Origin of the sequence: Methylobacillus draconifructus (assembly GCF_045984385.1) — a bacterium.
Lineage (GTDB): Bacteria > Pseudomonadota > Gammaproteobacteria > Burkholderiales > Methylophilaceae > Methylobacillus > Methylobacillus flagellatus_A.
The window spans coordinates 397,378-410,312 of sequence record NZ_JBJQIJ010000001.1 but is presented as its reverse complement, the minus strand read 5'-3'; the positions used below and the strand labels follow the sequence as shown (position 1 = coordinate 410,312).

Sequence of the window (12,935 nt, the reverse complement as noted above, 5' to 3'; positions counted from 1 at the left end):
ATGAGCTACTTGCCCAGGCCCACGGGCGGGTTGAGCATGGTAAAACCGATATCAGGCGGGAAATAGTAGCGCATCCCTTCATCAGGCCGTCCCAGGATCAGCTGTGGAGATTCCTGCAGCCTCTCAAAATGCACTTGCTTACCATCCTTGAGTTTGACCGAGAACGAGGGATAGCGATTCTTGCGGTCGGGAGTGTATGGCTCGACAGAAGATGCGCGGATTTTTGTCCAGAACTCGTCGAACCATTCGTTAAGCTCTTCCTGCTTGGGCTTGTCATTAGGCACGGACACCTGCCATTTGCCACCGGCATCGCGGTCGAGCTGCAGGCGAACCTCTTCCCATTGCTCCAGGCGCGAGAAGTCGAACCCTGCAATCTCCTCCTTGGGTTTGAGCGGGCTCTTGTCCAGCATTTCCAGCAACTGGGTCGCCGCCGTTTCCGAATACAAGCCGGACAGCAGGTACACGGAATCCTTGTAGGCCACATATTGCTCGGCGGTCACCGGGTTATAGAGGCCGAAAATGAACTCCTCGTCATTGAGCCTGATTCTCAGCCTGGGGTTGTCCAGGCCGAAGCGCGCGGGGTCCTCGGCGGAAAATTTTTCACGGCTGGTGCCGGCCACGATCGAAACGATCCGCTGCACAGTCACCTGGTCGGCCCGTGCGGCATATGGCTGGGCCAGGTACCAGAAACCGTCGGTCTTTTCGAACACCACCGGCGCCTTGGCGGGAAACTCGATGCTCAGCTTGTCGAAATCCGACAATTTGAGGCTGGACACCTCATAGCTAGCCGCCTGCTCTTCCTGGTCCTGCGGCTTGAGGTAGAGGAACGCCACGATTCCCGCCACCAGCAACAGCAGCACCAGGTTTACGATCCATCTCGACCTCATGCCTTGCGACGCCTCCACCAGATCACCACGCCGATCACGATCAAGCCCAGCGGCAGGATGCGGCTGAAGCCGATGAAGACAAACTGCGCCAGCAGGTTGGCCCAGCCCTCGGAAGGAATCACGATATTCACGTCCTTGCGCGGCTTGGGCTGGATGGTGATCAGCCTGTCGTCGCCCGCCAGCCAGTTGACGATGTTTAGGCCCAGGTCGAGGTTGCCGCCATTGGAGAGGAAAGTGTTGGCAAGGAAGTTGCCGTTACCCACCACCACCACGCGCTGGCCTTTTTCGCCGTACTTGCGCTCCAGCGCCACCGCGATATTGATCGGTCCAGGCAAGTCCTTCTTGCTGTCGAAACTGACGTTGTCGTCCACCTTGCCGGTCTCGAGCCAGCCATTGGGCGCCACTTCCACCAGGTTGGACGAACGCCAGCCGTTCTCGAAGGAATCCTCGGCATGGATCATGCGCGCCTCGGGGAACAAGGTGCGCAGCATGAAGTTCTTGGTGATCGCATGCACCCCGTACTGGTTGGCGAACGCCACCTTGGCATCCGCGCCATAGCGGGTCGCGGAAAGGTCCACCACCATGCCCGGCGTCAGTTGCAACCCCAGATACTCGGCAATCGGCTGCAAGCCGTGCAGGTTGACCTCGTCGTCGATCAGCCACAGCAGGTTGCCGCCCTTTTCCAGGTATTGCTTGATCTTCTGCACCTCGACCTCGGTCACGTCCACCTCTGGACTCGCGATCACCAGCATGGCGCCGTTGCTCGGCACTTCCTGCGCGATCAGCAGGTCGGGATTGGACAGCTTGAAGCCCTTCTTTTCCAGGTGCCGGCCAAAGTCGCCCAGGTCGTGGTTCTTGACGCCGATCAGGCTGCGCTCGCCGTGCCCGTCCAGGAACATCACGGCATTCTGGTTGGTGCGGGACAGGCGCACCAGCAGGTTGGTCATGTCCTGCTCGATGAATGCTTGCGGTGGCACGATGTGCTCGGTGCGCTGGTTGTACTCCACCACCAGCTCGATCTCTGCCTTGACCCCGGCTTCCTGCGTCGCCTTGGGCTCCTCGGTCGGGCTGACGAAGCTCAGGGTGATATCCGGCTTGACGCGCTGGTAGCGCTCGACGAACTTGTTGATGTACTTGCGCGTGTCGTTGTCCTTGACGACGTAGGCCGTGATATTGATCGGCCCTTCCATCTCCTTGAGGACATTGACGCTGCCCTCGGTCAGGGTATTGCGGCCGCCCTGCGTCACGTCGCGGCTGACGTGGTATTGATACGTCAGGAAGCCGAGCAGGAACACCAGCACCAGGAACAGCACCACGAAGAAGCTGTTCTGCACGAATAATTGAAAGCGTAGTTTGCGATTGGTTTTCATAAAGTCTCTCGATCAGCCACGCAAGCGATCTGCATCCAGCCTACGAACAGTCAGGGTCAGAAAGGTAATGATGAACAACAGGAAATAGGCAATGTCGCGGGTATCCAGCATGCCGCGCGAGAAAGGCTCGAAGTGGCGCATCAGGGACAGGTTGGCGATCGTATTGCTCGGATCGCCCGCGAGGAAATACTCGATCAACTGCAAGGCCAGCAATGCGACGAAGGTAATGATCGCGGCGACCACCGGCTGCTGCGTGGTGCTGGATACATAAGTCCCCAACGCGCAGTAGCTTGCCACCAGCAGGAACAGGCCCAGCAGATTGGCGAGCAAATAGCCAAAATCAATATCCGCCCACAAGTTGAGCGAGAACACCATGGCGCCGATCAGCAATACGCTCAGGGACAGGAACGACAGCAAGCCGACGAACTTGCCGAGGACGATCTCGGTCAGCGACAAGGGCGCGCTGAACAGAAAAGGCAATGTTTGCTGGCGGCGCTCCTCGCTGATCAGGCGCATCGAGAGCAAGGGTACGGCGAACAGCATGATGAAAGGCGCAATGCCGAACACGCTGCCGCCAACGAACTCGGTCACGCCCATGCGCTGGTCGGGCCGCATGGCGCCCGACATGGTGAGGAAGTACTGGTCGACCCCCATCAAGTAGAAAGTAGCAAAGACGAATTGCAGCAGGGCGAGGATCACCCAGCCCATGGGCGAGGAAAACAGGCCCTTCAATTCTTTTCTGGCGATATTGACGATCATAAGAAGTCCTTAAAACTCAGGCTGCCTGCCATCAGGCAGCGGCAGCCTCCTGGAATGTAAGCTGGACGAAGACCTCTTCCAGAGAGGTTTGGTCAGGATTGATCTGGAACAGGCCCCAGTTCTGGCTGACGGCGGCCTGCACCAGCGCCTCGGACGGCGCCTCGCCCGGCGTATGCCGGATGCGCAGCAGGTTGCCTTCCAGCGCCTCGACCGATTCCACGCCGGGAATGCCCAGCAATGCCTCATGGGGGGGCGGCTGCCTGAGCCCGAGAAGCAGGCGGTTGCCGTGGCGCTGCTGCTTGAGGACATCGATGCCGCCATTGAACACCAGGCTGCCCTTGTGGATGATCTGCACGCGGTCACAGACCATTTCGACTTCCGGCAGGATATGGGTGGAAAGAATCACGCTGTGCTCGCCGCCCAGCTCCTTGATCAAGGCGCGGATGTCGCGGATCTGGATCGGGTCCAGCCCCACGGTCGGCTCGTCCAGGATCACCACCATCGGGTTGTGGATGATGGCCTGGGCGATACCCACGCGCTGCTGGTAACCCTTGGAGAGATTCTCGATCAGGCGCTTGCCCATTTCGGTCAGGCCGCAGCGCTGCTTGGCAATGTCGACCGCCTTCCTGATATGCTGGCGGCTGACGCGATGCAAGCGGGCCGCAATCGTAAGGAACTCGTCCACGGTCAACTCGCGGTACAAGGGAGGCTGCTCGGGCAGGTAGCCGATCAATGCCTTGGCATCCTTGGGACGCTCCATCATGTCGATACCGCAAATCTTCACCGAACCGTTGCTAGGCGCCAGGTTGCCTGTCAGCATCTTCATGGTGGTGGACTTGCCTGCGCCATTCGGCCCGAGGAAACCCAGCACTTCGCCCTTGTTCAGGGTAAAGCTGACGTCGTTGACCGCTGCACGGCTGCCATATTTACGGGTTAACTCTGAAGCCTCTACGGTAATAGTCGTCATATGTGAGTGAATTATCCGGTTTTAAGGGGTGCTAAGTTAGAAAAACATCACTCGCCTGTCAAGTTTGTCTCGCCTTTTCGGCATCGCGAAAACGCAAGAACAAGCCCGACGCTGTTGAATTATCATGTTTAAAACCGCTATAGCCGGACATGAGGCCGCGTCCTAAAGCATACAGGTACGTAAACCATACGGCATCCGGTTGATAGCATCGCGCATTATGGGTGAACTTGTGCACACTGTCACGGACTAAGAAAGACGGTGCAAAATCGTGCAAAACTTGCGCCTACCCCATTGAAAACAAGCTCAGCAGGCCTCAATATGCTAATTATCAACCCGCTACGAGATTTCCTTGAAAATGCTTATTAGCAAAAAGATCGCAATTGCAGTTGCCTGCGCAGCAATGACGCTGGGCATGGGGAATGCCGCCACTGCGGCAAACAAGGCAGAAAGCCCCTCGCCTGCGCTCACGGGCGAATTCGTCTATAAATACCTGATCGGGGAAATTGCCGGGCAACGCGGCCAATTCGACCTGGCAAGCGCGTTGTTCCTCGACCTGGCCCAGACCAACCAGGACTCGCGCCTTGCGGAGCGTGCAGCCAAGACCGCCGTGATGGGCAACGACGGACGTACCGCGATCGATGCGGCCAACCTCTGGTCGCAGCTTGACCCCGGTTCCACGGAGGCACACCAGGCCCTGACCCAGATGCTGATCAACACCGGCAAGCTGAACGAGGCCAAGCCGCACCTCAAAGCCTTGCTTGCCAATGAAGAAGGCCGCGCCAGCGGCTTCATGTTCCTCAACAACCTGCTTTCCCGCCAACAGAACAAGGCCGCGGTGCTGAGCCTGGTACAGGAACTCGCGCGCGATTACCCGGACCTTCCCGAAGCGCATTTCGCAATCGCGCATGCCGCCTGGAACGCAGGCAATACCGAGCTTTCCCTTAATGAACTCAACCAGGCGAACAAGCTGCGCCCGGGCTGGGAAATGGCCGCGCTGATGCAAGGCCAGGTGCTGCTGGGCAAGTCTCCCGAACAGGCCGTGGATTTTTACCGCGGCTTCCTTTCCACGCACGCGGATGCCAATGAAGTGCGCCTAGCCCTGGCCCGGATATTGGCCGGACAAAAGAAATTCGACGAAGCCAAGAACGAGTTCATCAAGCTGATCGAGGCCTCCAACGGCAACCCGGAAATCCTGGTGGTGGTGGGCCTGCTCTCGCTGCAGGCGAACGAACTGCCCGATGCCGAAAAATATTTCAAGGACGCCCTGGGCAAGGGATTCAAGGACAAGGACCAGATTTACATCTATCTCGGCCAGATTGCCGAGAAGAAGCGCAACGACGACGAAGCGTTGCAATGGTATAGCAAGGTCGCCCCTGGAGAAGTGCGCTATGTCGACGCGCAGCTCGGCGTTGCCAACGTCATTTCGCGCCGGGAAGGCATCGACGCCGCCATCCAATCGCTGGAGAATTTGCCGGACCTGACCGATGCGCAGCGCGCAGCGGTCGTGCACGCGCAAGCCAACGTCCTGACCCAGGCCAAGCGCCACCAGGAAGCCTACTCGCGCCTGGAAAACGCCATCAACACCCTGCCCAACTCGCCCGAGCTGGTCTACGACTTTGCCATGGCGGCGGAACGCGTCAACAAGGTGGACGTGATGGAGCGCGAACTGCGCAAGCTGATCAAAATACAGCCTGAGTTTGCGCAGGCGTACAACGCGCTGGGGTATTCGCTGGCAGACCGCAATGTCCGCCTCGAGGAAGCTAGGGTGATGATTGAAAAAGCGCACGAGCTAAGCCCCGAGGATCACTACATACTCGACAGCCTGGGCTGGGTGCACTACCGCCTGGGCAACCTGGACAAGGCCCTGGAATACTTGCGCCGCGCCTATTCGCAGCAACCGGATCCGGAAATCGCCGCCCACCTCGGCGAGGTGCTGTGGAAGCAAGGCAAGCGCGACGAGGCAGTCAAGACCTGGGAGGCAGCGCTTTCAGCCTTTCCTGAAAACGAAGTCTTAATCAGCACCAACAGGAAATTCAATCGTTAAGATGCAAGCTGCACAGCGCTGGCTGCTGCTGGGCACCATATTGGCGGCTCCGGGCTGCGCCAGCATTCCCACCACCACCGTCCCAAGCGCGCCCGAGGTTCATCAGCAACACTTGGCTAACGTTGCCGGAATCGACCAGTTCAGCCTGAACGGGCGTATCGGCGTACAGACCGAAGCCAAGGGCTTCTCAGGCTCGACGCAATGGCAGCATACTCCCCGGCATGACACTATCTCGCTGTTTTCTCCGCTGGGAAGCCAGGTCGCCGCCATTGAGCGCACCAGCGGGAATGTCAGCCTGGTGACCAATGACAACAAACGCTACGAAGCCGTGGACGCCGAAACCCTGACTGAGCAGAACCTGGGCTGGCGCCTGCCCATGAACGGGCTGTCGGACTGGGTGCTGGGGCGCCCAGGCAAAGAGCCGGTAGAAGCCGCCCAATGGGACGATGCCGGGCGCCTGGTCAAGCTCAGGCAGGACGGCTGGGATATCGAGTACGGCCAATACGCCACCGTCAACCATTACCAGCTCCCTATGCGCATCACCCTGCGCAATGCCAGCAGGCTCACGCTCAAGCTGATCGTGCAGCAATGGCAGTTGCCATCGCGTTAAGCAACAGCCTCCTCAAGACCATGCAAGATTTCCACGCTTACCCCGCACCGGCAAAAATCAACCTGTTCCTGCATATCACAGGCCGCCGGCCCGACGGCTACCACCTGCTGCAAAGCGTGTTCCGCCTGCTGGATTTTGGCGATACCGTGCATATCAGGCCGCGAACCGACCATATCATCCGGCGCACGGAAAATACGCCCGGCGTGCCTGAAGAAAGCGATTTGTGCATCCGCGCGGCGAAACTGCTGCAACAGCATTCGGGTTGCAAGCTGGGAGCCGATATCTACGTCACCAAGCGCACTCCCATGGGAGGCGGGCTGGGCGGAGGCAGCTCCGACGCTGCCAGCGTTTTGCTGGCCCTCAACCGATCGTGGAGTCTCGGGTTGCGCCGCGAAGAGCTTATCTCCCTGGGCCTGAAACTGGGAGCGGACGTCCCCTTCTTCATTTTCGGAGAAAACGCCTGGGTGGAGGGAGTTGGCGAAAAACTGCAATCAATTCAATTGCCTCAAACCCATTACCTGGTCATCACCCCGCGCGTCCATATTTCGACCGCAGAAATTTTTGCATCGAAGCAATTGACAAGGGACACGAATCCCACGACAATAGCGGCCTTTCTGAGGGACTTGGTTCACAACGATCTCGAAACCGTGGTTAGACGGCAGTACCCGGAAGTTGAAAAATGCCTGCAATGGCTGTCTCAATTCTCCAAGGCTCGCATGAGCGGTTCTGGCGCTTCGGTATTCGCAGCATTCGACGACCAGGAAGCTGCGGAAGCTGTGCTGGCAAGAATGAATGAAACGCGCGAATTGCAAGAATATGCGGGTTGCGAGGTTTCAGGATTCTATGCAAAAGGGCTGGATCAACATCCCCTGCGCAGTTTTGCAGCCTGATGGAAACAACGATCAAATGGGGAGTCGCCAAGCTGGTTAAGGCACCGGATTTTGATTCCGGCATGCGAAGGTTCGAATCCTTCCTCCCCAGCCAGAATAAAAGCGTGTAACTTAAAAATTACACGCTTTTGTTTTTTGCACGCGATTTATACAAGCGATATCTCGCGGTTTTTATAGAAGCGACTTCTCGCGGTTTATGTTAGAGATAAGGATTCCAACTGTGGCCAAGGGCGACATGATGGTATTTACCGGCAACGCCAACCGTGCGCTTGCCGAAGAGGTGGTTAGCCACCTGGGCATAGAGCTGGGCAGGGCCACCGTTGACCGCTTCAGCGACGGCGAAGTGATGATCGAGCTGCTGGACAATGTCCGCGGCAAGGACGTGTTCATCCTGCAATCCACCTGCATGCCGACCAACGACCACCTCATGGAAGTGATGGTCATGGTCGACGCCCTGCGCCGCTCCTCCGCCGCGCGTATCACCGCAGCGATTCCTTATTTCGGCTATGCACGCCAGGACAGGCGCCCGCGTTCCGCACGGGTCGCAATCACCGCCAAGGTGATCGCCAACATGCTCACGACGGTAGGCGTCAACCGCCTGCTGACCATGGATTTGCACTCCGACCAGATCCAGGGCTTTTTCGATATTCCAGTGGATAACATCTACGCCACCCCTATCCTGCTTCATGACTTGACCCAGCAGAAGCATGACGACCTGGTGGTGGTATCGCCCGACGTCGGCGGCGTGGTACGCGCCCGCGCTGCGGCCAAGCACCTCAACGTCGACCTGGCGATTATCGACAAGCGCCGCCCAAAGCCCAACGTGGCCAAGGTGATGAATATCATCGGCGATGTTTCCGGCCGCACCTGCGTATTGATGGATGACATGGTGGATACCGCCAATACCTTGTGCGAGGCCGCGATTGCGTTGAAGCAGCAAGGCGCTAAGAAAGTCGTGGCCTACTGTACCCACCCTGTGCTTTCCGGCGAGGCTGTATCGCGCATCACCAATTCCGAACTGGACGAACTGGTGGTCACCAACACGATTCCATTGCGCCCGAATGCGCAGCAATCGCCGAAGATACGCGTGGTCAGCGCGGGCGAGCTGTTTGCGGAAACCATACGCCGCATCAGCAATGAAGATTCAGTGAGCTCCCTGTTCGTAGATTAGGCGGGAGCACGGTTCCGGCGGATGGGCATGCCCACCCGCCCTTTCTGTTATCTGGTCGCGGATAACAGGCAAACCCAAGGCCGACAGGCCTTTTTTAGGAGTAGTAAAATGGCAATTACAATCAAAGCAGCCAAACGCGAAGGCAAAGGTACGGGTGCGAGCCGCCGTCTCCGTCGCGCTGGCAACGTTCCAGGTGTTGTTTACGGTGGCGACAAGGAGGCTGTCAGCCTTGAGTTCAACCACAAGGAACTGTTCCTCGAATTCCGTCATGAAACATTCCACGCTTCCATCCTGAACCTGGAAGTGGACGGCAAGAAGGAACAAGTCGTTCTGCGTGACTACCAACTGCACCCGGTCCGCAACACCATTCAGCACATCGACTTCCAGCGCGTCAGCGCGAGCGAGAAGGTGCACGTGAAGGTGCCTCTGCACTTCATCAACGCCGACGTTGCACCTGGCGTGAAGCTGGGCGGCGGCATTGTGACCCACATCCTGACAGAAGCGGACGTGAGCTGCCTGCCTAAGGACCTGCCGGAGTTCATCGAAGTGGACCTGGGCAAGCTGGAAGCCGGCCACTCTATCCACCTGTCCGAAATCAAGCTGCCCAAGGGCGTTGAGTTCGTCCAGCTGGCACATGACAACGACTCGGCTGTCGCATCGATCGCCAAGCCACGCGGCGGCGCTGCTGCTGAAGGCGAAGCGGATGCTGAAGGCGAAGCTGCAGCCGAGTAATACCGGCGTCAATGCTTGAACGCGCGCTCCGGGCGACCGGGGCGCGCGTATTCATTTTAAAGAGTCACATCATCATAATGAACGGTATCCGCCTTTTTGTTGGCCTCGGCAATCCCGGCGCCCAATATGAAGACACCCGCCACAATGCAGGCTTCTGGTGGATAGACCAGGTCTGCGCGCAGACTTCCAGCAAAACCGCTTTGGAAGCCAAATTCTTCGGCCTCAGCGGCCGGCTCAACGGCCATGCCGACACCTGGCTGCTCAAGCCGACTACCTTCATGAATGCCAGCGGCCGCGCCGTGGCGGCACTGGCGCGTTTTTACAAGATTCCGGCCGAGCAAATCCTGGTCATCCATGACGAATTGGATTTGCCCCCCGGCGCTGCCCGCCTCAAGAAAGGCGGCGGCCACGGCGGCCATAACGGCCTCAAGGACATCGCCGCGCAACTGGGCACCAATGACTTCTGGCGCCTGCGCCTGGGCATCGGCCATCCAGGCGACCGCAGCGCGGTGGTCAATTATGTGCTGCACGCGCCGCTGCGCGACGAATTGCAGCAGATAGAATATGCCATGGACGACAGTACGCTCGTATTGCCGCAACTGCTCGAAGGCAAGTTCGAGGAAGCCATGCTCAAGCTGCACACCAAGAACAAGCAGAATTAACCCTTAACCAAGAACAGGCAGATCACCATGAAATGCGGAATTGTTGGCCTACCCAACGTAGGAAAGTCCACCCTCTTCAATGCGATTACCCGCGCAGGCATCGAAGCCGCCAATTACCCGTTCTGCACGATAGAACCCAATGTCGGCATCGTTGAAGTGCCCGATCCGCGCCTCAAGCCGCTGATCGAGATCGTCAACCCGCAGAAGATCCAGCCCGCGATCGTCGAATTCGTCGATATCGCCGGCCTGGTGGCTGGCGCCTCCAAGGGCGAAGGCCTGGGCAACAAGTTCCTCGCGAACATCCGCGAGACCGATGCGATTGCCCACGTGGTGCGCTGCTTCGACGACGGTAATATCGTGCACGTCGCAGGCAAGGTGGACCCGCTGGCCGACGTCGAGACCATCAACACCGAGCTCGCGCTCGCCGACATGGAGACCGTGGAAAAAACCCTGCAGCGCGAAAGCAAGAAAGCCAAGTCCGGCGACAAGGAAGCGATCGCATTGTGCGCAGTGCTGGAGAGGGTGCAGAAGCACCTCGACCAGGGCCATCCGGTTCGCACCCTGGGCCTGGATGAAGACCAGCTCAAATTGATCAAGCCGCTGTGCCTGATCACGGTCAAGCCCGTGATGTATCTCGCCAATGTCGACGAAGGCGGTTTCGAGAACAACCCCTTGCTGGAAAAAGTGCTGGAACTCGGCAAGAAGGAAGGCGCGCCCGTGGTCGCCATCTGCGCCAAGATCGAGAGCGAGATCGCCGACCTGGAAGATGAGGACAAGGCCATGTTCCTCTCTGAACTGGGACTGGAAGAACCGGGCCTGGACCGCGTCATCCGCGCCGCCTACGACCTGCTCGGCCTGCAGACCTACTTCACCGCCGGTGTGAAGGAAGTGCGCGCGTGGACCGTGCGCAAAGGCGCCACCGCCCCGCAGGCTGCCGGCGTGATCCATACCGACTTCGAGCGCGGCTTCATCCGCGCGGAGGTCATTGCCTATGACGAATACGTCAAGCACAAGGGAGAGAAAGGCGCGCAGGAAGCCGGCAAGATGCGCCTGGAGGGCAAGGATTACATCGTGCAGGATGGAGATGTGATGCACTTCCGCTTCAACGTCTAACACTCATCCACTCCGTAACTCAAAAAAATCCGTGTCGCAAGCACGGATTTTTTATGTCTCCCATCAATTAGGAAGGTAAGTGGATGACGCTGATCCTGCCGTCCGCCTCCAGCCGCATTTCCTTGACTTGGTCTAGGGTTTCCAGCCCCTCCTCACGGATTTTGGACATCAGCTCTTCCTTGGTGATCCATTCCCGCCGCAGGTTTTTCCACTGGATTTCGCCATTGCGTACCAACATCATGCTGGACGACTCGGTAAACCGCCGGATCAATGGAAAGCGGTATCCCAGATAATCGAACAGCAGGTTCCAGCTTAACAAGGTCGCCACCAGCAACGCTCCATCCACGAACGTCTTGGAATCACCGCTCATGGCATTTTGGGACGCATCGGCAACAATCACCACGAACAGGAAATCGCCTATTCCCAGGCTGCCCACGTCCCGCCGCAATACAAAACGGAAGATGAAGAACAAAAACCAGAACACCAACGATCCCCGGATGATGATTTCCAAAGGTGGAACGCTGAAGGTGAATAATTCCATTACCGCCTCGCGAACAAGTCTATTGCCGCAATATTAAGCATGTCTTACGGGAGGCATGTGTAGTCCGATTGCGCAAAAGAGTGTAGGAAAAGTAGGAAAATACCGAATATCCCGCTTCTTCCAACTTGTCCCCGCTACTCCTACAAAAGAATCAGCACTGTCCGATTCCCATTGACGACGATCTGGCACCATTATGCAAGTTCACGAACCAATGGAGCCCGACATGATGTCTGGATTATGGTTACGCAAGCAATGCCTTAACCTGCTCGCAATATCACTGCTCGCCTCCCCCATGTTCATCCTGAATGACGCCTCGGCGGCAGAGGTGCTGTCTGCAAAAGATCAAGGTTACCTGAAAGACATTACGCGCCTGGAGATATTACAGACCGAAGCCAGCGAACTGGCCGTGATCAAGTCCAGCAATGAAAATGTGCGGGACTTCGCGCGGGAAATGCTCAAGGCACAGACCCAGATGGGCGAAGCGCTCAAGCAGCTGGCCAGCCAGAAACGCGCCGACCTCCCGACGGAGCCATCGCTTTGGCAAAAAGCCAAGTTCAGGAGCCTGTCCTCCAAGGACGGTGCCGAATTCGACCTGGGCTATGCCAAGACTATCGGCGTCAAGTCCCAGGAGGAAATCGTGAAATTGCTGGGCAAAGTAGCCAACCGTACCGAAGACCCCGATATCAAGACATTTGCCCTGCAGCAGTTATCGCCAGCGACATCGAATCTGGAAACAGCCAAAGCCTTGCTCGCCGTTATCAAGGCCACGGAAGACGACTGAGTTCAAGCAAGGCGAATGTCGAGTTTTCTGACACGGATATAAGACGCTGGCTTATAACGAGACGCTCTAGGCCGGCCAATAATGAACACACTTTCTTTTCATTTGAGAGAGTTGCAAGACTAACTGCCTCACTCTATCAACTTCGTTATGGAGGTTTATCATGGTACAGACTGCAAGTCCGCGCGGCTTTGCCGCAATGAGTCCTGAGAAACAACGACAGATCGCCAGCATGGGCGGTAAAGCCGCTCACGCCAAAGGCACAGCCCACGAATTCGACTCCGCCTCCGCCCGGCTGGCAGGCCGCAAAGGCGGACAAGCCGCCCACGCCAAAGGCACGGCGCACCAATTTACTTCCAAGGAGGCACGCGCTGCAGGCCGCAAAGGCGGCCGCCGCAGTTCATAGGCCTT

The 12,935-nt window shown here is 57.9% G+C and carries 14 protein-coding genes and 1 tRNA gene; 10 read left to right on the top strand and 5 right to left on the bottom strand.

Going from position 1 to position 12,935, the window contains the following annotated elements:
* Window positions 1-5: 5 nt before the first annotated feature.
* From ACKF11_RS02060 to ACKF11_RS02045, 4 genes are read right to left on the bottom strand one after another with little or no spacing between them, the layout of a single operon-like run.
* Entirely contained in the window at window positions 6-887 is an 882-nt protein-coding gene (locus ACKF11_RS02060; RefSeq protein WP_407995771.1) for a DUF4340 domain-containing protein, read from the bottom strand.
* Entirely contained in the window at window positions 884-2,257 is a 1,374-nt protein-coding gene (locus ACKF11_RS02055; protein ID WP_309564621.1) for a GldG family protein, read from the bottom strand. Before ACKF11_RS02055 ends, ACKF11_RS02060 begins: the two co-directional genes overlap by 4 nt.
* A 12-nt stretch (window positions 2,258-2,269) precedes the next feature.
* Entirely contained in the window at window positions 2,270-3,016 is a 747-nt protein-coding gene (locus ACKF11_RS02050; protein WP_407995770.1) for an ABC transporter permease subunit, read from the bottom strand.
* Between the two features lie 31 nt (window positions 3,017-3,047).
* Window positions 3,048-3,983, bottom strand: a complete 936-nt coding sequence (locus ACKF11_RS02045; RefSeq protein WP_309564619.1) for an ABC transporter ATP-binding protein — start codon at window positions 3,981-3,983, stop codon at window positions 3,048-3,050.
* Between the two features lie 355 nt (window positions 3,984-4,338).
* Between ACKF11_RS02045 and ACKF11_RS02040 the strand changes: the two genes are divergently transcribed.
* The 8 genes from ACKF11_RS02040 (at window position 4,339) to ychF (ending at window position 11,205) form a co-directional block, all read left to right on the top strand.
* The gene (locus ACKF11_RS02040) at window positions 4,339-6,027 is read left to right on the top strand and encodes a tetratricopeptide repeat protein (RefSeq protein WP_407995769.1); all 1,689 of its coding nucleotides are present in this window, start codon (window positions 4,339-4,341) and stop codon (window positions 6,025-6,027) included.
* A 1-nt stretch (window position 6,028) separates the two neighbouring features.
* A complete protein-coding gene (gene lolB, locus ACKF11_RS02035; protein ID WP_407995768.1) occupies window positions 6,029-6,637 on the top strand; it encodes a lipoprotein insertase outer membrane protein LolB in 609 nt (202 codons plus the stop codon).
* Between the two features lie 20 nt (window positions 6,638-6,657).
* The gene (gene ispE / locus ACKF11_RS02030; protein ID WP_407996028.1) at window positions 6,658-7,527 is read left to right on the top strand and encodes a 4-(cytidine 5'-diphospho)-2-C-methyl-D-erythritol kinase; all 870 of its coding nucleotides are present in this window, start codon (window positions 6,658-6,660) and stop codon (window positions 7,525-7,527) included.
* Window positions 7,528-7,544: 17 nt separating this feature from the next.
* Window positions 7,545-7,621 (top strand) — tRNA-Gln (locus tag ACKF11_RS02025).
* 141 nt (window positions 7,622-7,762) lie between these two features.
* Window positions 7,763-8,698 (top strand): ribose-phosphate pyrophosphokinase, encoded by a 936-nt coding sequence (locus ACKF11_RS02020; RefSeq protein ID WP_309565115.1) that lies wholly within the window; start codon window positions 7,763-7,765, stop codon window positions 8,696-8,698.
* 108 nt (window positions 8,699-8,806) lie between these two features.
* On the top strand, window positions 8,807-9,430 hold the full coding sequence (locus ACKF11_RS02015) for a 50S ribosomal protein L25/general stress protein Ctc (RefSeq protein ID WP_407995222.1): 624 nt from the start codon (window positions 8,807-8,809) through the stop codon (window positions 9,428-9,430).
* A 77-nt stretch (window positions 9,431-9,507) separates the two neighbouring features.
* Complete coding sequence (gene pth, locus ACKF11_RS02010) at window positions 9,508-10,092, top strand: aminoacyl-tRNA hydrolase (RefSeq protein ID WP_407995767.1); 585 nt, start codon at window positions 9,508-9,510, stop codon at window positions 10,090-10,092.
* A 27-nt stretch (window positions 10,093-10,119) separates the two neighbouring features.
* A complete protein-coding gene (gene ychF / locus ACKF11_RS02005; protein ID WP_287111988.1) occupies window positions 10,120-11,205 on the top strand; it encodes a redox-regulated ATPase YchF in 1,086 nt (361 codons plus the stop codon).
* A gap of 67 nt (window positions 11,206-11,272) precedes the next feature.
* Here the strand turns inward: ychF and ACKF11_RS02000 are convergent, their stop codons facing one another.
* Window positions 11,273-11,746 carry a DUF421 domain-containing protein gene (locus ACKF11_RS02000; protein WP_407995766.1) on the bottom strand — a complete coding sequence of 158 codons (474 nt, stop codon included), beginning with the start codon at window positions 11,744-11,746 and terminating at the stop codon, window positions 11,273-11,275.
* A gap of 223 nt (window positions 11,747-11,969) precedes the next feature.
* Between ACKF11_RS02000 and ACKF11_RS01995 the strand changes: the two genes are divergently transcribed.
* Window positions 11,970-12,527 carry a DUF4142 domain-containing protein gene (locus ACKF11_RS01995; RefSeq protein WP_309564613.1) on the top strand — a complete coding sequence of 186 codons (558 nt, stop codon included), beginning with the start codon at window positions 11,970-11,972 and terminating at the stop codon, window positions 12,525-12,527.
* Window positions 12,528-12,687: 160 nt separating this feature from the next.
* On the top strand, window positions 12,688-12,930 hold the full coding sequence (locus tag ACKF11_RS01990) for a KGG domain-containing protein (RefSeq protein ID WP_309564612.1): 243 nt from the start codon (window positions 12,688-12,690) through the stop codon (window positions 12,928-12,930).
* The last annotated feature ends 5 nt before the right edge of the window (window positions 12,931-12,935 follow it).